General features: G+C 68.7%; 17 protein-coding genes. 11 read left to right on the forward strand and 6 right to left on the reverse strand.

Going from position 1 to position 19,368, the window contains the following annotated elements:
* Positions 1–15: 15 nt before the first annotated feature.
* The 5 genes from QE452_RS10345 (at position 16) to lptG (ending at position 5,965) form a co-directional block, all read left to right on the forward strand.
* Positions 16–264, forward strand: a complete 249-nt coding sequence (locus QE452_RS10345) for an acyl carrier protein (protein WP_309657900.1) — start codon at positions 16–18, stop codon at positions 262–264.
* On the forward strand, positions 261–1,517 hold the full coding sequence (gene spt / locus QE452_RS10350) for a serine palmitoyltransferase (protein ID WP_309657899.1): 1,257 nt from the start codon (positions 261–263) through the stop codon (positions 1,515–1,517). Before QE452_RS10345 ends, spt begins: the two co-directional genes overlap by 4 nt.
* Before the next feature lie 112 nt (positions 1,518–1,629).
* Positions 1,630–3,489, forward strand: coding sequence for an ATP-binding protein (locus QE452_RS10355; protein WP_405052758.1), 1,860 nt, complete (start codon positions 1,630–1,632; stop codon positions 3,487–3,489).
* Positions 3,490–3,668: 179 nt separating this feature from the next.
* The gene (gene lptF / locus QE452_RS10360; protein ID WP_206433218.1) at positions 3,669–4,868 is read left to right on the forward strand and encodes an LPS export ABC transporter permease LptF; all 1,200 of its coding nucleotides are present in this window, start codon (positions 3,669–3,671) and stop codon (positions 4,866–4,868) included.
* The gene (gene lptG / locus QE452_RS10365) at positions 4,865–5,965 is read left to right on the forward strand and encodes an LPS export ABC transporter permease LptG (RefSeq protein ID WP_309657897.1); all 1,101 of its coding nucleotides are present in this window, start codon (positions 4,865–4,867) and stop codon (positions 5,963–5,965) included. Before lptF ends, lptG begins: the two co-directional genes overlap by 4 nt.
* Positions 5,966–5,984: 19 nt before the next feature.
* On the opposite strand, the gene QE452_RS10370 is transcribed toward lptG, so the two are convergent.
* A complete protein-coding gene (locus QE452_RS10370; protein WP_309657896.1) occupies positions 5,985–6,515 on the reverse strand; it encodes a hypothetical protein in 531 nt (176 codons plus the stop codon).
* Positions 6,516–6,602: 87 nt separating this feature from the next.
* Positions 6,603–7,349, reverse strand: a complete 747-nt coding sequence (gene tpiA / locus QE452_RS10375) for a triose-phosphate isomerase (RefSeq protein ID WP_125995702.1) — start codon at positions 7,347–7,349, stop codon at positions 6,603–6,605.
* 123 nt (positions 7,350–7,472) lie between these two features.
* Between tpiA and QE452_RS10380 the strand changes: the two genes are divergently transcribed.
* Positions 7,473–9,425, forward strand: coding sequence for a SurA N-terminal domain-containing protein (locus tag QE452_RS10380; RefSeq protein WP_309657895.1), 1,953 nt, complete (start codon positions 7,473–7,475; stop codon positions 9,423–9,425).
* Positions 9,426–9,434: 9 nt separating this feature from the next.
* Positions 9,435–10,946, forward strand: a complete 1,512-nt coding sequence (locus QE452_RS10385) for a chorismate-binding protein (protein WP_309657894.1) — start codon at positions 9,435–9,437, stop codon at positions 10,944–10,946.
* A 188-nt stretch (positions 10,947–11,134) separates the two neighbouring features.
* Here the strand turns inward: QE452_RS10385 and metH are convergent, their stop codons facing one another.
* The 4 genes from metH to QE452_RS10405 form a co-directional block, all read right to left on the reverse strand.
* Complete coding sequence (metH, locus tag QE452_RS10390) at positions 11,135–13,735, reverse strand: methionine synthase (RefSeq protein ID WP_309730008.1); 2,601 nt, start codon at positions 13,733–13,735, stop codon at positions 11,135–11,137.
* Positions 13,736–13,822: 87 nt separating this feature from the next.
* Positions 13,823–14,872 carry a homocysteine S-methyltransferase family protein gene (locus QE452_RS10395; protein WP_125995698.1) on the reverse strand — a complete coding sequence of 350 codons (1,050 nt, stop codon included), beginning with the start codon at positions 14,870–14,872 and terminating at the stop codon, positions 13,823–13,825.
* A 13-nt stretch (positions 14,873–14,885) separates the two neighbouring features.
* Positions 14,886–15,827 carry a methylenetetrahydrofolate reductase [NAD(P)H] gene (gene metF / locus QE452_RS10400; protein WP_309657892.1) on the reverse strand — a complete coding sequence of 314 codons (942 nt, stop codon included), beginning with the start codon at positions 15,825–15,827 and terminating at the stop codon, positions 14,886–14,888.
* Complete coding sequence (locus QE452_RS10405; RefSeq protein ID WP_309658134.1) at positions 15,824–16,777, reverse strand: metalloregulator ArsR/SmtB family transcription factor; 954 nt, start codon at positions 16,775–16,777, stop codon at positions 15,824–15,826. Before QE452_RS10405 ends, metF begins: the two co-directional genes overlap by 4 nt.
* 116 nt (positions 16,778–16,893) lie before the next feature.
* On the opposite strand from QE452_RS10405, the gene QE452_RS10410 reads away from it, so the two are divergent.
* The 4 genes from QE452_RS10410 to QE452_RS10425 are packed head-to-tail and all read left to right on the forward strand — an operon-like array spanning position 16,894 to position 19,362.
* Positions 16,894–17,244: a hypothetical protein gene (locus QE452_RS10410; RefSeq protein WP_125995695.1), complete on the forward strand. Its 351-nt coding sequence runs from the start codon at positions 16,894–16,896 to the stop codon at positions 17,242–17,244.
* Complete coding sequence (locus QE452_RS10415) at positions 17,241–17,447, forward strand: hypothetical protein (protein WP_309657891.1); 207 nt, start codon at positions 17,241–17,243, stop codon at positions 17,445–17,447. Before QE452_RS10410 ends, QE452_RS10415 begins: the two co-directional genes overlap by 4 nt.
* Positions 17,444–18,403 (forward strand): aldo/keto reductase, encoded by a 960-nt coding sequence (locus QE452_RS10420; RefSeq protein WP_309657890.1) that lies wholly within the window; start codon positions 17,444–17,446, stop codon positions 18,401–18,403. Before QE452_RS10415 ends, QE452_RS10420 begins: the two co-directional genes overlap by 4 nt.
* A complete protein-coding gene (locus tag QE452_RS10425) occupies positions 18,400–19,362 on the forward strand; it encodes a cation diffusion facilitator family transporter (protein ID WP_309657889.1) in 963 nt (320 codons plus the stop codon). The genes QE452_RS10420 and QE452_RS10425 overlap by 4 nt, the downstream gene beginning before the upstream one ends.
* Positions 19,363–19,368: the final 6 nt, after the last annotated feature.

Consider the following 19,368-nt stretch of genomic DNA (forward strand, 5'->3'; position numbering starts at 1 on the left):
GCCAAGGACACGCACATGACCGATCGCCAGACCATTTTCGACACCGTCGCCGCCCAGATCGAGCCCTTCAACAAGAAGGGCGTCGCGCTGACCGACGCGACCAGCTTCCAGTCCGACCTGGAATGGGACAGCCTGACCGTGATGGATTTCGTCGCCGCCATCGAGGACGAGTTCGACATCATCATCACGATGAACATGCAGGCGGAAATCGAGACTGTCGGCCAGCTGGTCGACGCCGTCGCCAAGCTGAAGGACGCGCAGTGACCGAGACCGGCCTCCAGACCGAGACGCTGCCGCTCGACCCCGCGCCGGTCGCGCCCGAACGCGACCTGATGTCGAAGTTCGACGGACTGATCGCGGAGCGGCGCGCGCTGCTCGACAGCGGCGTCACCGACCCCTTCGCGATCGTGATGGAAGAGGTGCGCTCGCCGACCGAGGCCGTGATCAAGGGGCGCGAGACGATCCTGCTCGGCACCTACAATTATATGGGCATGACGTTCGACCCGGACGTGATCGCCGCCGGCAAGCAGGCGCTCGACCGGTTCGGGTCGGGCACCAATGGCAGCCGGATGCTCAACGGCACCTTCCACGACCATATCGAGGTCGAGCAGGCGCTGCGCGACTTCTACGGCATGACCGGCGCGATCGTCTTCTCGACCGGATACATGGCGAATTTGGGCATCATCTCGACCCTGGCGGCCAAGGGCGAATATGTCATCCTCGACGCCGACAGCCACGCGTCCATCTATGACGGCTGCGCGCAGGGCAATGCCGAGATCGTCCGCTTCCGCCACAACAGCGTCGAGGATCTCGACAAGCGACTCGGCCGCCTGCCCAAGGAGCCGGGCAAGCTGGTGGTGCTGGAGGGCGTCTATTCGATGCTCGGCGACATCGCACCGTTGAAGGAGATGGTCGCGGTCGCGCGCAAGCATGGCGCGATGGTGCTGGTCGACGAAGCGCATTCGATGGGCTTTTTCGGCCCCAACGGGCGCGGCGTGTACGAGGCGCAGGGGCTGGATGTCGACTTCGTCGTCGGCACCTTCTCCAAGTCGGTCGGCACGGTCGGCGGCTTCGTCGTCTCCAACCATCCGAAGTTCGAAGCGGTGCGCCTGGCCTGCCGGCCGTACATCTTCACCGCCAGCCTGCCGCCCTCGGTGGTCGCGACTGCCGCCGCGTCGATCCGCAAGCTGATGACCGCGCACGACAAGCGCGAATCGCTGTGGCGCAACGCGCGCGCGCTCCATGGCGGCCTGACCGAAATGGGCTTTCGCCTGGGCACCGCGACCTGCGACAGCGCGATCGTCGCGGTGATCCTGGACGATCAGGTACAGGCGGTGACGATGTGGCAGGCGCTGCTGGAGGGCGGCCTCTACGTCAACATGGCCCGCCCGCCCGCGACGCCGGCCGGCACCTTCCTGCTGCGCTGCTCGATCTGCGCCGAACACACGCCCGAGCAGATCGACCGGGTGTTGGCCATGTTCCGCCAGGCCGGACAGGCCGTGGGCGTGATCGGCTGACCTACCCTTCCCTGTGGGGAGGGAATGCGGTAGCACCATTGTCGTGGAGCGGAATAGCGACACCAGGGCGCCGGGGGGCGCCGCTTTATGGCGTGGGATCGCGCTGGCAGCGATGGGGCTGCTGGCCGTGGGGGTTCTGGTTGCCCTGATCGTCACGCTGCGCGGCGCCAATCGCGAACGCGACCATGCATTGCAGATGCAGTCGCACAGCTATGACGTGATGATCCTCGCCCGCTCGCTGGCGGGGACCATCGCCCGGTCGGAAGCGTCGCTCGGCCGCTTCGTCATCTCCGGCGACAAGCAGCTCGGCCTGCTCTATTTCGACGAATGGACGCTGGCCGGATCGCAGATCGACCGGCTCGACAGGATCACCGACGAACAGACCGATCCGATGATCGCACGGCTCCGCGCCGCCTATGACCTGCGCGGTCGCGAATTGTCGCTGATCGCCGCCTACACCAATTACGGTCGCAACACCCAGGCGTTCGCGCTCTACTATCAGGCGCGCAAGGCACCGGCGCTCATCCGGATCAATACCGAGCTGGACCGCATCATCACGCGCGAGCGGCAGTTGCTCGACCAGCGCGCGGGCGTCGCCACCGCCTCGGTCGAACGGTCCAGCCGGATCGCGGGGGTGCTGGCGGTGTTCGGCGTGCTGCTGCTCGGCGGCATCCTCGCGCTCGGCTGGTTCACGCTCCACACCCTGACCGAAGGGCTGCTGGCGCGCGCCGAAGCGGAGAGCGAACGCCAGCGCGCCGCCGAACTGACCGAGGCGGTGGAGGCGGCTACCGCCGAGCTGCGCATCCAGGAAGCGACCTTGCGCCAGGTCCAGAAGATGGAGGCGGTCGGTCAGTTGACCGGCGGGATCGCGCACGACTTCAACAATATGCTGGCGGTGGTGCTGGGCGGGATCGAACTGGCCAGGCGGGCGGACGATCCGGCGACGGTCCGTCGCCATCTCGATACCGCGGGCGAAGGCGCGGACCGCGCCGCGGCCCTGACCCGCCGCCTGCTCGCCTTCAGTCGCGAGGAGGCGCTGAAGCCCGAAGCGATCGGACCGGGCTCGCTGATCGCGGGCATGACCGACCTGCTCGACCGCACCTTGGGCGACGGCATCACGCTGACGACGCACCCGGGCGACCGCGACTGGCATGTCTTCGCCGACCGGGTGCAGTTGGAGAATGTCGTCCTCAACCTCGCGGTCAATGCGCGCGACGCAATGGCGGGTCGGGGCACGATCGCGATCCTGACCGGGGCGGTCACATTGGCGGGGGGCGCGATCGGGCAATGCCCGTCGGGCGATTACGTGACGCTGGCGGTGCGCGACGACGGCTGCGGCATGACGCCCGAAGTGGCGGAGCGGGTGTTCGAACCCTTCTTCACCACCAAGGAGGCCGGCAAGGGCACCGGCCTGGGGCTCAGCCAGATCTTCGCCTTCACGCGCCAGCATGGCGGCGAAATCCATATCGACACCGCGCCCGACCGGGGTACGACGGTGACGCTCTACCTGCCGCGCCACCACGCCGCCGCCCCCGCCCTCGCGCTCGCCGCCCCGTCCGATGTCCCGGCCGAGGGTCCGACCGGGCTGTCCGTGCTGGTCGTGGAGGACGATCCCCGCGTCCTCGCCTCGACGATCGCGACGCTGGAGGAGATCGGCCATCACCCGATCGGCTGCGGCGATCCCCTCGCCGCGCCGGCGCTGCTGGACGCGCGGGACGACATCGCGCTGCTGATCTCCGACGTGCTGATGCCGCGCTGCACCGGTCCGGAGATGGTGGCGGGCCTGCGCGACCGCTTCCCCGACCTGCCGGTGCTGTTCGTCACCGGCTATGCGGGCGAGGCACAGGCGGCCGAGTTCGGCGAGCATCGCCTGTTGCGCAAGCCCTTCACGCTGGCCGCGCTGGAACGCGCCATCGCCGACACGATGCGCGACCGCGCCGATCTCGGACCCGAGCGCATCGCGGCGGAGTAAATCCGAACCCGTGCGGGTTCGCGCGCCCCGGCGCTCCATGACCCCTGCACGACCCCCTTTCCGGCCCGAATCGGGCGCGCACGACCGCCCGCCGCCGAACCCAAGACGATTTTCCACCTGACGCCGGACGATTAGCCGCTTATATCGCGGACCATCTTGGCCCGGCTGTTCCCCTCCGCATGAAGTCGATCGACCGCTACATGGTGCGCCTCATCGCGTTGCCGCTGCTCGCCACATTGGTGATCTCGGCGATGCTGCTGGTGCTCGACCGGATGCTCCGCCTGTTCGACTTCGTCGCGACGCAGGGCGGACCGATCAGCGTGGTGTGGCGGATGCTCGCCAATCTGCTGCCCGAATATCTGGGCCTGGGCATTCCGATCGGGCTGATGCTCGGCATCCTGCTCGCCTTCCGCCGGCTGGCGACGTCGAGCGAGCTGGACGTGATGCGCGGCGTCGGCATGAGCTATCTGCGGCTGCTGCGCGTGCCCTTCTATTATGCGATCGTGCTGGCGGCGCTCAACATCGCGATCGTCGGCTTCGTCCAGCCCAAGGCGCGCTATTATTACGAGCAGTTGCGCTTCGAACTGCGCACCGGCGCGCTGGGCGCGTCGATCAAGGTCGGCGAGTTCACCAATCTCGGCTCGCGCATGACGCTGCGGATCGAGGAGAGCCGCGACAAGGGCCGCGACCTGCGCGGCATCTTCGTCCATACCCAGACGCAGAAGGGCGACTGGATCGCGGTGACCGCGCAGAGCGGCCGCTTCCTGGCGACGGACGATCCCAACGTCATCATCTTCCGCCTGACCAACGGCACGCTGGTCCACAACCGGCCGGATTTCACCGCGCCGCGCGTGCTGACATTCTCGGCCCACGACCTGCCGATCAACCTGCCGAAGTTCGAGAATTTCCGCCAGCGCGGCGGTCGCAACCTGGAATTCACCCTGCCCGAACTGGCCAAGCTGGGTCATAACGACCATGCCAGCGAGCAGCAGCGCGATTCCAGCCGGGCCGAATTTCACTTCCGCATGGCGGAGGTCGCGTCGATGTTCCTGCTGCCGTTCCTGGCGGTGGCGCTGGGCGTGCCGCCGAAGCGATCGTCCTCGGCGCTGGGCGTCTTCCTGTCGATCGTGATGATCGTCACCTACCACAAGGTCAACGAATACGCGATGAGCGTGGGCGAGCGCGGCGTGATCGATCCGATCCTCGCCTTGTGGGTCCCCTTCGCGATCTTCGCCGGCCTGGTGTTCTGGATGTTCTATGTGACCGCTTACGTCCCCGGCGGACAGCCGATCGCCGCCTTGGAGCGCGTCTTCGCCAAGACCGCCAAGGCGATCGCGCGCCGCCTGCCCGGCCGCCGCCGCGAGGCGAGCGGCGCATGATCCTGCGCGGCCTCTTCCCCTCGCGCACCGTCGCCATCTACATGGCGCGGCTGTTCCTGGTGCGGACCTTCGCGATCCTGTTCGCGCTGGTGCTGGTGCTCCAGGCGCTAGACCTGCTGAGCGAATCGGGCGACATCCTGGCGGTGCCCGGCAACGGGCAGGCGCAGGTCTGGACCTATGTCTCGCTGCGCACGCCGCAGATCATCGCGCGCTTCCTGCCCTTCTCGGTCCTGCTCGGCACGATCCTGACGTTCATCACGATGAACCAGAATAGCGAGATCATCGCGCTCAAGGCGTCGGGCCTGTCGGCGCACCAGGTGCTGGCGCCGCTGATGGTCGCCAGCCTGGGCGTGGCCGGCGTCTCCTTCGCCTTCAACGAGCGGGTGGTGGCGCGCGCCACCGCGACGCTGACCCAGTGGCAGCGGGTCAATTACGGCCCCATGCCAATCGATCGTGGCGACCGGTCCAATGTCTGGGTCCGTGACGGCGACGATCTGGTCCAGGTCGGGCAGATCCGCGGCAAGATGAACGCGGCGGTGCTGGGCGACATCACGCTCTACGATCGCGCCGGCGGCAGCCTGCGCGCGATCCTGCGCGCCCAGCATGGCCGGCACGATCCGGCGGGCGGCTGGCGCATCTGGCCCGTCACCCGCTTCGACGTGGCGAGCGGCAAGCTGACGCGGATCGCCTCGATGCGGGTCGGCCATGACGTGCGGTCGGACCAGCTGACGCTGTCGACCATCGACCCGGACGGCCTGACCTTCGGCGCGCTGCGCACCGCGATCGAGGATCTGTCCGACGCGGGCCGCCCGACCAAGGCGCTGGAGGGCGCATTGTGGCACAAGCTGTCGGGGCCGCTGTCGTCGGTGCTGATGCCGCTGCTGGGCGCGGTCGCCGCCTTCGGCATCGCGCGGTCGGGCAAGCTGTTCGTCCGCGCGGTGATCGGCATGGCGCTGGGCTTCGCCTATTTCGTGGCGGACAATTTCGCGCTGGCGATGGGCAATCTGGGTGCCTACCCGCCCTTCCTCGCGGCCTGGGCCCCGTTCCTCCTGTTCCTGCTGATCGGCGAGGCCGTTCTGGTCCGCACGGAAGAGTAAACGGGGCAGTCGCGGCGGATCAGCTTGCCGGCAGCGAGACCGGCGTGCCTTCCTTCTCGCAGATGAAGCGCAGCATCTCAGCGCGGAGCGGCTTGCCCGTCGTGGCGCGAAGCGGGCCGTCCTCGGCATTGTTCGCCTCAGCCCGGCCGCGCGTGTCGCCGACGCCCAGCACATGGAACAGGCCCCGCTGGCAATCGGCCGCGACCCGCGCATAGCTGATCTTGTCGCCCAGTTCGTGGCGGATGATCGCCACCACCTCGCCATTGGCGGCGGCGCGGTGGCGGAGCAGGTAGTAGGCGGTCCGGGTGTCCGACGGCGTGGGGATGCGGACGCCCTGCAAGGGATAGCCCGGCCGCGCGTCGCGGATGTCGTCCGGCGACGGCGTGCGCAGCGACACGCCGCTCGGCGAGGCCGCATTGTCGCCGACGCCGCCCTGCCCGTCCAGCGCATTGGCCATGCTGGCATTGTCGGTGCCCTGCACGCCGGCGGAACAGGCCGCCGTCATCATGGCCAGCGCCGCCAGCAGCGACGCGCCTCCCAAATTCCTCACGCAACAGTCTCCCGGTTGTTGACGCCGGTCAACGTAGGAGAAATGCCGCCGATCCGGAACCTTGGCCGGCGCGCAAATTTTCCGGCCTCAGCCGAAGGCGGCGGCGGCCTCGATAATCGGCACGAATTTGGCGGCGGTCAGGCTCGCGCCGCCGACCAGCGCGCCGTCGACATCGTCGCAGGCCAGAATCGTCGCCGCATTGCTGCCGACCACCGAGCCGCCATAGAGGATGCGGATGCCGGCGGCGGCATCGCCGACCATCATGCGCAGCTTGGCGCGGGCGATGGCGTGGATCGCGGCGATCTCGTCCAGCGTCGGGGTGCGGCCGGTGCCGATCGCCCAGCGGGGTTCATAAGCGAGCGTGAACCAGTCGCCATGCGCATTGTCGGGCACCGACTTCTCGATCTGCGCCTGCACGACCCGCTCGGCACGGCCGGCATCGCGTTCCGCCTCGGTCTCGCCGCAGCACAGGATGACGTTGAGGCCGTGGCGATGCGCCGCCGCCGCCTTGGCCCAGGCGTCGTGGCTGGTCTCGTGCTGATCGGCGCGGCGCTCGGAATGGCCCGACAGGGTGAAGCGCGCGCCCGCCTCGCGCGCCATCGCCGCCGAGACGCAGCCGGTATGCGCGCCCGAATCGGCTTCGTGCACGTCCTCCGCGCCGATCGCCAGGTCGGGCACGCGCTGCGCCGCGGGATGGATCAGCGTGAAGGGCACGGCGACCGCGACATCGACCTGCGGCGCGGCCCGCGCGGCGGCGGCGATGCCGTCCAGCTCCGCCAGATCGGCCAGTGAGCCGTTCATCTTCCAATTACCCGCCACCAGCTTGCGCCGCATCGTCTCTGTCTCCCGCCAAGGCTTGCCTCAGGTAAAGCGGCGATAGCGTGCCTGCCGATGCGCACAAGCTTGAAGCGTGCGGGTAAACCGGTAAAGCGACGCGCTAGTGTTTCTGGGGTGTCTATGCTCGGCTTCTTCCGCCGCCTGATCAATTCGAAGGTCGGCATCATCGTCACCTTCATCACGCTCGGCATCATCGCGCTCGCCTTTGCGGCGGGCGATGTGTCGAACATCCGCAATGTCGGGCTGGGCGCCTTGTCCGGCAACGATGTCGCGACGATCGGCAAGACGAAGATCACCGTCGACGAGCTGCGCCAGCGTGCGCAGCAGGAAATCGACCAGGCGCGCCAGCAGCAGCCGGGCATCGACGCCAAGCAATATCTGGCGGCCGGCGGCCTGGAGGCCGCGGTGCAGCAGCTGATCACCACCGTCGGCCTGGCGGAGTTCGGGCGCGAGAACGGCATGGTCGTCAGCAAGCGGCTGGTCGACGGCCAGATCGCCAGCATCCCGGCGCTCCAGGGCCCGAACGGCAAGTTCGACGAGACGCTCTATCGCCGCATCCTGGCCGAGCGCCGGCTGACCGATGCGCAGATACGCCAGGATATCGCCCGCGACGTGCTGGTCCGTCAGTTGACCGCCCCGACGATCGGCGCGACCACGGTCGGGCAGCAGCTCGCCCTTCCCTATGCCTCGCTGCTGCTGGAGAAGCGCGCGGGCGAGGTCGGCATCGTGCCGGTGTCCGCCCTGCCCCAGGGCCCCGCGCCGACCGCGCAGGAGATTCAGAGCTTCTATGGCCGCAATCTGGCCCGCTATCGCGTGCCCGAGCGCCGCACCATCCGCTATGCGGTGGTGACGCCCGCGCAGCTCGCCGCGCAGAGCATTCCGACCGAGGCGGAGATCGCCCAGGCCTATCAGAAGAACCGCGCGGACTATCAGGCGACCGAGAAGCGCGTCGTCACCCAGGTGACGCTGGCCGACCAGGCGAGCGCCGATGCGCTGGCCACCAAGGTGCGCGGCGGCACGTCGATCGCCGACGCGGCCCGCGCGGTCGGGCTGGAGGCATCGACGCTGCCCGCGCTCGACAAGGCCGGCCTCGCGGCACAGGCCTCGCCCGCGCTGGCGGACGCCGCCTTCGCCGCGGCCAAGGGTGCGGTGGTCGGCCCGGTCAGGGGCGCAATCGGCTTCGTCGTCGCGCGTGTCGACTCGATCGATCAGGTCGCCGGCCGTTCGCTGGATCAGGTCCGCGCGCAGCTCACCGCCGATCTCGCCAAGCAGAAGACACAAGCCGCGCTGGCGGCGCTGCACGACAAGCTGGACGATGCCCTGTCGGGCGGCGCGACCTTCGACGAGGTGATCGCCGACGCGAAGTTGTCGCCCAAGACCAGCCCGGCACTGGCGCAGGGCGCGGTCGACCCGCTCAACCCGGCGGCCAAGCCCGATCCGGCGCTGGTGCCGCTGATCGCGGCCGGCTTCGCGGCGGACGATGGCGATGCGCCGCAGCTGGTCCAGACCGGCACCGACGGCAGCTTCGCGGTCGTCGCGTTGGGCCAGACCCAGCCGGCCGCGCCGCGTCCGCTGGCCGATGTCCGCAACCAGGTCGTCGCCGACCTGATCGCCGATCGCCGCCGCCAGTCGGCGCGGACGATCGCCAATGCTGTGCTCGCCAAGGTCAAGGGCGGCATGTCGCTGGCCCAGGCGCTGCGGGCATCGGGCGCGTCGCTGCCCGCACCGCAGCCGGTCAATGCCTCGCGCGCGGACGTGCTCCAGGCGCAGGGCCGCAATCCGGCGCTGGCGCTACTCTTCTCGGTGCCGCAGGGTCAGGCGCGCCTGCTAGAGGCGCCGGGTGATGCGGGCTGGCTGATCGTCAAGACCGACCGGATCGAGCGTGGCAATGCGGCCGGAAACGCCGCCGCGATCGCCGCCGCGCGGGGCGGGCTCAGCCGCTCGATGGGCGGCGAATATGCCGAGCAGTTCGCCCGGGCTGCCCGCGCCGCGATCGGCACGAAGGTCGACCAGCGCGCCATCGCCCGTGTCCGTGCCGATCTGGCTGGCGATACGCCGGCCGGCGCGCAGTAAGGCGAAACCATGATCGACGCCGACCGGATCGCGGAAGCCCAGGACCTGCTCGCCCAGGGCCGTCCCGCCCTGCTGTGGAGCCGACAGGTGGCGGATACGGAGACGCCGGTCGCCGCCGCGCTCAAACTCATCGAGCCGGGTCGCGGCGACTTCCTGCTCGAATCGGTCGAAGGCGGCGCGACCCGGGGACGGCACAGCCTGATCGGCCTGGCGCCCGACCTCGTCTTCCGTGCGCATGGCGAGCGGGCCGAGATCAACCGGCAATGGGCGACCGACCGCGAGTCCTGGACGCCCTGCACCGCGCCCAGCCTCGACGCACTGCGCGACCTCGTCGGCCAGTGCCGGGCGGACGTGCCGGCCGAACTGCCGCGCGCGCTGGCCTGTCTGGTCGGCTATTTCGGCTATGAGACGGTCGGGCTGGTCGAACGCCTGCCGCAACCCTCCGCCGATCCGCTCGGCCTGCCCGACATGATCTTCGTGCGGCCGACCGTTTTGCTGGTGTTCGACCGGCTGGCCGACACGCTGTTCCTGGTCGCGCCCGCCTGGCCCGACCCGGCGCGCGATCCGGCGGCGATCGTGGCGGCGGCAGCGGAGCGGATCGACGCGGTGGCGGCGCGACTGGCGATGGCGGTCCTGCCCGCACCGACGCGCGTGGAGGCGGAACAGCCCGACTATACGCCCGCCCTCGCGCCCGAAGCCTATGCCGCGATGGTCGAGCGGGCGAAGGACTACATCACCGCCGGCGACATCTTCCAGGTGGTGCTGGCGCAGCGTTTCACCGCCCCCTTCCCCCTGCCGCCGTTCGAGCTGTACCGCTCGCTGCGCCGGATCAATCCGTCACCCTTCCTCTATCATCTCGACCTGCCGGGCTTCGCGCTGATCGGGTCGAGCCCCGAGATCCTGGTCCGGGTGCGCGACGGCGAGGTGACGATCCGCCCCATCGCCGGCACGCGGCCCCGCGGCCGCACCGCGCGCGAGGATGAGGAGAACCGCACCGCGCTGCTCGCCGATCCCAAGGAGCGGGCCGAGCATCTGATGCTGCTCGATCTCGGCCGCAACGATGCCGGCCGCGCCGCCGCCCCCGGCAGCGTGCGGGTGACCGACAGCTATACGGTCGAATTCTACAGCCATGTCATGCACATCGTATCGAACGTGACGGCGCGGCTGTCGCCCGACCGCGATGCGCTGGATGCGATGTTCGCCGGCTTCCCGGCGGGCACGGTCAGCGGCGCGCCCAAGGTGCGGGCCTGCCAGATCATCGCCGAACTGGAGCCGGAACGGCGCGGCGCCTATGCCGGCGGCGTCGGCTATTTCTCGCCGGACGGGTCGCTCGACTCGTGCATCGTGCTGCGCACCGCCGTGGTGAAGGACGGGCAGATCCATGCCCAGGCCGGGGCCGGCATCGTCGCCGACTCGACCGCCGCCTATGAGCAGCGCGAGTGCGAAGCCAAGGCCGGCGCCATCCTGAGCGCCGCCCGCGACGCGGTGACACGGGCGGGCACAGCCGGCTTCGGGCAATAGGGCGAACTCAGCTCAGGATCGACACTCGTCCTCTTCTCTCATCCCGGCAAAGGCCGGAATCCAGTTGGGGGACGTTGGTACGCTACAAAGATCGCTTCGGAACTGGACCCCGGCCTCCGCCGGGGTAGTCTCTGGTTAGAGTTAGCCCCCTCCCGACCCTCGCCTCTTCGCGCGAACCCGACCCCCCCTCAGTCCAAGTTCGGCCGCAGCCAGCGCGTCGCCTGCGCCACGTCGACGCCGCGGCGCTCAGCATAATCCGCGACCTGATCCTCGCCGATCCGCGCCACGCCGAAATATTCCGCCTGCGCATGGCCGAAATAAAAGCCCGACACCGCCGCCGTGGGCAGCATCGCGAAGCTGTCGGTCAGGGTGATCCCGACCCGATCTTCGGCCCCCAGCAGGTCGAACAATGTCCGCTTCAGGCTGTGCTCGGGACAAGCGGGATAGCCGGGCGCGGGGCGGATGCCGCGATATTGTTCGCGGATCAGCGCCTCGTTGGTCAGCTGTTCGTCGGGCGCATAGCCCCAGAGCGTGGTGCGGACATGCGCGTGCAGCCGCTCCGCGAACACCTCCGCCAGACGATCCGCCAGCGCCTTCAACAGGATGTCGTTATAATCGTCATGGTTCGCCTTGAACCCGGCGAGATGCGCGTCGATGCCATGGATGCCGACTGCGAAGCCGCCCAGCCAGTCGCCCGCCGGATCGATGAAGTCGGCCAGGCACATATTGGCCCGCCCCTCGCGCTTGGCGATCTGCTGGCGCAGGAAGGGCAGCCGCACCTCGCCCGCGTCCAGCGTCAGCACGACGTCGTCGCCCTCGCGCCGGCACGGCCACAGCGCCGCCATGCCGCGCGCGGTCAGCCATTTCTCGCCGACGATCCGGTCGAGCATCGCCAGCGCGTCCTGGTAGAGGCCGCGCGCGCTCTCCCCCACCACCGCATCGTCGAGGATGGCGGGGAAGTTGCCCGCCAGCTCCCAGGCGCGGAAGAAGGGCGTCCAGTCGATATAGTCGCGCAGGTCGCTCAGGTCCCAGGCATCGAACACATGCAGGCCCGGCTGCCGGGGCTCGGACGCCTTGAGCAGCATGTCGGCGGCGAAGCCGCGCGCCCGCGCGTCCGCCAGCGGCAGGAGCGCATTGCCGGACTTGCCCTCGCGCGCCTTGCGCACCGCCGCATAATCGGCGGCGACTCCCTCGACATAGGCGTCGCGCCCGGTGTCGCTGACCAGGGTCGTCGCCACGCCCACCGCGCGCGACGCGTCGAGCACGTGGACGACGGGTCCGGCATAGGCCGGCGCGATGCGCAGCGCGGTATGGACCTTGGACGTGGTCGCGCCGCCGATCAGCAGCGGCATGGTCATGCCGGCGCGCTGCATCTCCTCGCCCACCGTCACCATCTCGTCGAGCGAGGGGGTGATCAGGCCCGACAGGCCGATCATGTCGGCGTCATTCTCGTTCGCCGCCGCGAGGATCTTCGACCAGGGCACCATCACGCCCAGGTCGACCACCTCGAAGCCGTTGCACTGGAGGACGACGCCGACGATGTTCTTGCCGATATCATGGACGTCGCCCTTGACGGTCGCCAGCACGATCCGGCCCTTGCCCTTGGCGCCCGGCTCCTTGGCCGCCTCGATGAAGGGCAGCAGATGCGCCACCGCCTTCTTCATGACTCGGGCCGACTTCACCACTTGGGGCAGGAACATCTTGCCCGAGCCGAACAGGTCGCCGACCACGTTCATGCCGTCCATCAGCGGCCCCTCGATCACCTCGATGGGCCGGGCGAAGGCTTGGCGGCATTCCTCGGTATCGTCGACGACATGCGCATCGATACCCTTGACCAGCGCATATTCCAGCCGCTTGGTCACCGGCAGGCTGCGCCACTCGGCCGCCTGCTTCTCCGCCACCGCGTCGGTGCCGCGATAGCGCTCGGCCAGCGCGACCAGCCGGTCGCCCGCCTCCGGATCGCGGTTGAGGACGACATCCTCGCAGGCCGTGCGCAGCTCGGGATCGATCGTGTCGTACACGTCGAGCTGCCCGGCATTGACGATCGCCATGTCCATGCCGGCGGGGATGGCGTGGTAGAGGAAGACCGAGTGCATCGCGCGGCGCACCGGCTCGTTGCCGCGGAAGCTGAAAGACAGGTTCGACAGGCCGCCCGAGATATGGACGTGCGGGCAGCGCGCCTTGATCTCCCGGCACGCCTCGATGAAGTCGACGCCGTAATTGTTGTGATCCTCGATCCCCGTCGCCACCGCGAAGACGTTGGGATCGAAGATGATATCCTCGGGCGGGAAGCCGATGCCCATCAGCAGGTCATAGGCGCGCGCGCAAATCTCGACCTTGCGGTCCTTGGTGTCGGCCTGTCCGACCTCGTCGAACGCCATGACGACCACCGCCGCGCCGTACGCCATGCAGCGGCGGGCATAATGGAGGAACGCCTCCTCGCCTTCCTTCATGCTGATCGAATTGACGATCGGCTTGCCGGACACGCATTTCAGCCCCGCCTCGATCACGCTCCACTTGGAGCTGTCGATCATGATCGGCACGCGCGCGATGTCCGGCTCGGCGGCGATCAGCTTGAGGAAGGTGGTCATGGCGAATTCGGCGTCGAGCAGCCCTTCGTCCATGTTGACGTCGACCACCTGCGCGCCGTTCTCGACCTGGCTGCGCGCGACCTCGACCGCGCGAGTATAGTCGCCGGCCATGATCATCTTCTTGAACGCCGCCGATCCGGTGACGTTGGTGCGCTCGCCGATGTTGACGAACTGGGCGGAGGACGTGGTCTGGGTCATGGTTCTTCTTCATTCCTCCCCTGAACAGGGAAGGTGGCACGCGTCAGCGTGACGCAGGGGGGTCGCGCTATCGGGCAGGAGCGGCCGTCACGCCGCCATGGTGAACGGCTCCAGCCCCGCCAGCCGCGTCCGCACCGGCGGCGTCGGGATGGCACGCGGGGCCAGGCTCTTCACCTGATCGGCGATCGCCTTGATGTGCGCGGGCGTAGAACCGCAGCAGCCGCCCAGCACATTGACCTGTCCCGCGACCGCCCATTCGCCGACCAGACCGGCGGTGGTCGCCGGCGCCTCGTCATAGGCGCCCAGTTCGTTGGGCAGGCCGGCATTGGGATAGATCATGATCAGCGTGTCGCAGATCTCGCTCAGCGTCTTCACATGCGGGCGGAGCTGCTCCGCCCCGAACGAGCAGTTGAGCCCGATCGTCACCGGCTTCGCATGACGGACGGCATGCCAGAAGGCCTCGACCGTATGGCCCGACAGGTTGCGCCCCGACAGGTCGGTCAGCGTCATCGACAGCATCAGCGGCAGGTCGCGGCCCAGATCCTCGGCGGCGTCGAGCGTCGCCATGATCCCGGCCTTGGCGTTCAGCGTGTCGAACACCGTCTCGATCAGGATGAAGTCCGCACCGCCCTCGACCAGGGCGTCGATCTGCTCGCGATAGACGCCCTTCAGATAGTCGAAGTCGATCTCGCGATAGCCGGGATCGTTGACGTCCGGCGACAGCGACAATGTCTTGTTGGTCGGGCCGATCGCGCCCGCCACGAAACGGGGGCGGCCGTCGCGCGCCTCGAACTCGTCGGCGACGCGGCGGGCCATGCGCGCGCTCTCGACATTGATCGCGCGCACCAGATGCTCCGCGCCGTAATCGGCCTGGCTGATCCGATTGGCGGAGAAGGTGTTGGTCTCGGCGATGTCCGCCCCCGCCTCGAAATAGGCGCGGTGGATCGACTCCGGCACCTTGGGCAGGGTCAGCGCCAGAATGTCGTTATTGCCCTTCTGGTCGTGCGACAGGCCGAGATCGCCGGCATAGTCCGCCTCGGACAATTTCCAATTCTGGATCTCGGTGCCGAACGCGCCGTCGGTCACCAGGATGCGCTTGGCCGCCTCGGCCATCAGTCGTTCGCGGGGGCTGGTCATGGCTGGCGATCCTTCAGGCGGCGGCCTGGCCGACCTGCCCCTTGGCGCGGACGCCGAGCAGGTGGCAGATGGCGAAGGCGAGTTCGGCGCGGTTGAGCGTGTAGAAATGGAGGTGCTTGACGCCGCCCGCATAGAGCCGGCGTGACAGTTCCGCCGCCACCGTCGCGGCGACCAGCTGGCGCGCGGCGGGATGGTCGTCCAGCCCCTCGAACAGCCGCGCCATCCAGGGCGGCACGGCGGTGCCGCACATCGCGCTCATCCGCTGGACGCTGGCGAAGTTGGACACGGGCATGATGCCGGGCACGATCTCCGCCCGGATCCCCGCCGCCGCCACCTTGTCGCGGTAGCGGAAGAAGGTTTCCGGCTCGAAGAAGAACTGCGTGATCGCGCGGTTCGCCCCGGCGTCCAGCTTGGCGCGCAGATTGTCGAGATCGGCGGCATCGCTGGCCGAGTCCGGATGGTTCTCAGGGTAAGCGGCGACCGAAATCTCGAACGGGTGCAGCTTGCGAAGGCCGGCGACCAGCGCGGCGGCATTCTCGAACCCGCCGGGATGGCTGACGAAGCGGCTGCCCGCCTGGGGCGGATCGCCGCGCAGGGCGACGATATGGCGCACGCCCGCCGCCCAATATTCCTCGGCCACCTCGATGATCTGCTCGCGCGTCGCCTCGACACAGGTCAGGTGCGCGGCGGCGGCCAGGCTGGTCTCGCGCTGGATGCGCGCCACCGTGGCATGGGTCCGCTCGCGCGTCGTGCCGCCCGCGCCATAGGTGACGGAGACGAAGCGCGGCCCCAGCGGCTCCAGCGTGCGGATCGAATCCCACAGCTGCGTCTCCATCTTCTCCGACTTGGGCGGGAAGAATTCGAAGCTGACGTCCAGATCGCCGCCGACATCCGCGTAAAGGGGGGATTCGAGCGCGCAGCGCGCCTCCGCCAATTGGTCCACCGAGATCGTCATGCCGCCCTCACCTCGTGCAATGCGGGCGCGGACTTGCGCGCCAGCCATAATTTCACCGTCAGCGTGCCGCCGACCAGCATCTCGACCCGCGCCATCATCAGGTCCGCCGCCTCCGCCCAGCCGGCGACCTGGTCGTCGTCGAAGCCCAGGCGGACATGCGCGCCCTGGCTGCGCAGTTCCTCGCGGTCATGCGGCGCGAAATCGACGATCAGCAGCCGCCCGCCCGGCGCGAGGACGCGCCCCGCCTCGCGGATCGCCGCGCCGGGCTGCTGCGCATAATGGAGCACATGGTGCAATATAGCGACGTCGGCCGCGCCATCGGCCATGGGCAGCGCATAAAGATCGGCCTGGCGCAGTTCCGTGTTGGCGGCCCCCGCCAGCTTGGCGCGCGCCAGCCGCAGCATCTCCGAGGAGCGGTCGATGCCGAGCGCGGTGCGCGCACGCGCGCCGAACAGCTCCAGCATCCGCCCGGTGCCGGTGCCGATATCGATCAGCGTGTCGATCGGCTGGTCGCCCAGCACCTGGGCCATCGCCGCCTCGATCTCGCTCTCGGCGACATGGAGCGAGCGGATCGCATCCCATTCGTCGGCATGGCTCTCGAACCAGGCCGCCGCAGAGGCGGCGCGATCGGCGCGGACCGCCGCCAGCCGGGCGGCATCGGCGACCGTCCAGTGATCCGCCGCGCCCCCGCTCCACCGGTCGAGCGCGTCGATCACCGGCTGCACCACCGCCGCCGCGCCGAGTGCGACGAACACCCAGCTGCCCTCCTTGCGACGCTCCGCCAGACCCGCATCGACCATGATCTTCACATGACGCGACACGCGCGGCTGGCTCTGCCCCAGCACCTGCGCCAGTTCGCCGACGGACAGCTCCATCCGGCGCAGCAGCGCCAGGATGCGCAACCGCGTCAGGTCGCCAAGCGCGCCGAAGATGGGAAGCGGATCGATCATTGCCATCAACATATAAAGATATCTTTATATGCGGTCAATCGAAGGATCGGAACGGACCCAACTCCTTTCACCCGCGTTACAATCCGCCGATGTTTCCGACGAAAGGGAGAGTGTTCATGAAGAAGCTGATCGTACCCGCCATTGCCGCCATTGCCCTTGCCGCGTGCAGCCAGAATGCGCAGGACCAGACCGCACAGGCCGGCGACGCCATCGCCAACGATGTCGATACCTCGACCCGCAACGCCGCCGAGAATGTCGATGCGTCCACGGATCGCGCGCTGAATTCGGCCGAGCGGTCGATGGACAATGCGGGTGCCAAGGCCGATCGCAGCCTGGACCGCGCCGGCGACTCGATCGAGAATGGCGCCGACCGCGCCGGCCGGGCGATCGACCGTGCGGCGGACCGCGCCGCCGATGCCACCGGCAACACGCTGGTCAAGGCCGGCGAAGCACTGCGCGACAAGTGATCCGGCGGCGGCCGGCGGCGCACCGGGCGATGATCGCCGCGCCGCTGCTCGCCTGCCTCACGCCCGGTTGTTCGGCACGGACCGACCAGCCGGGCGCACTATCGGCTGACCGATCGGCGCAACTGAACGACGCCGCCGCGATGCTCGCCGATGACAGCGTCACGCTTAATGCCGTGACCCATAACCGACAGGACCAGCCATGACCGATCCGGCCCCCGCCCCCCTCCGCCGCCTGGGGTCGACCGACCTGAAGATCGCGCCCCTGGTGCTGGGCGGCAATGTTTTCGGCTGGACCGCCGATCGCGATGCCAGTTTCGCCGTGCTCGACGCCTTCGTCGCCGGCGGCGGCACAATGATCGACACCGCCGATGCCTATTCCGCCTGGGTCGACGGCCATCGCGGCGGCGAATCCGAGACGATCATCGGCGAGTGGCTGCAACGCTCCGGCAAGCGGGATTCGGTGCTGATCGCGACCAAGGTTGGGATGCTGCCGGTGGACGGCCAGGGCCTGTTCCCCGCCAATATCATTGCGGCCTGCGATGCCTCGCTCCGCCGGCTCGGCACCGATCGGATCGACCTCTATTACGCGCATCGCGACGACGAAGCGGTGCCGCAGGACGCGGCGCTGGAGGCGTTCGGACGGCTGGCGGAGGCGGGCAAGATCCGCGTGCTCGGCGCCTCCAATTTCTCCGCAGCCCGGCTGAAGTCCGCCAACGAACTGGCGCTGCCGGCGGGGCTGCCGCGCTATCATGTACTGCAACCCGAATATAATCTGGTCAGCCGCCACAAGTTCGAGGGCGAGTTGCAGGATTATGCGGTCACCGAGAATATCGGCGTCCTGCCCTATTACGGCCTCGCCTCCGGCTTCCTGACCGGCAAGTATCGGACTCCCGAGGATTTCGGCCAGAGCCAGCGCGGCGACCGGATGGGCGAGATGCTGGGCCAGCATGGTGCCATGCTCGACGCGATGGATGAGGTCGCGGCCGAGACCGGCGCGACCCTGGCGCAGATCGCGCTCGCCTGGCTGATCGCGCAACCCGGCGTCACCGCCCCCATCGCCAGCGCGACCAAGGTGGCGCAAGCGGAAGAACTGCTCGGCGCGATGACGCTGAACCTGTCCAAGGACCAGATGGACCGGCTGACTGTCGCCGGCGCATGAGCGATATCCTGTCGCGGGTTCGCGACAATATCGTCCTCTACGGCGCGCTCGCCGCCAATCTGGGGATCGGCATCGCCAAGTTCGTCGCGGCCGGGATCACCGGCTCCTCCTCGATGTTGACCGAGGGGGTGCATAGCTGTGTCGACAGTCTCAATCAGGTGCTGCTGCTCTATGGCCAGCAGCGCTCGCGGCGGGCACCCGACGCGGCGCACCCCTTCGGCTATGGGCGCGAACTCTATTTCTGGGCGTTCGTCGTCGCCATCCTGATCTTCGCGGTCGGCGCGGGCGTGTCCATCTATGAGGGCTGGCTCCATATCCAGGAGCCGGAGAAACTGACCGATCCGACGGTCAACTATGTCGTGATCGCCATCGCCTTCGCGCTGGAGGGCACGTCCTGGACGCTGGCGATGCGCGAATTCGCTGCCGCCAAGGGCGAGATCGGCTGGTGGCAGGCAGTGCGCGAGTCGAAGGACCCGACGACGTTCATCGTCCTGTTCGAGGATTCGGCCGCGCTCGCCGGACTGCTGGTCGCGGGGCTCGGCGTCTGGGCCAGCCATGCCTTTGATGATCCACGCATCGACGGCATCGCCTCGATCGTGATCGGCGGCATCTTGGCGGCGGTGGCGGTGCTGCTGGCGCGCGAGGCCAAGGGGCTGCTGATCGGCGAGCGGGCCGACCCGGCGACGATCGCCCGCATCCGCCAGATGGTCGCGGCACATCCCGGCATCAGCGCGGTCAACCATGTCCGCACCGTGCATACCGCGCCCGAAGTGGTCTTCGTGGCGATCAGCGCCGATTTCGACGACGCCCTGACCATGGGTGAGGCCGAGCCGCTGATCGAACGCATCGAGGCGGAATTGCGCGAGACTTTCCCGTCCCTTAAGTCCATCTACATCCGACCGGAGCGGCATGAGGACGCTCCGGCCGCCTTCAACCAGCCCCTATCGTCCGGAAGGTAGCCCGCG

Origin of the sequence: Sphingomonas sp. SORGH_AS_0438, from assembly GCF_031453475.1 — a bacterium.
GTDB lineage: Bacteria > Pseudomonadota > Alphaproteobacteria > Sphingomonadales > Sphingomonadaceae > Sphingomonas.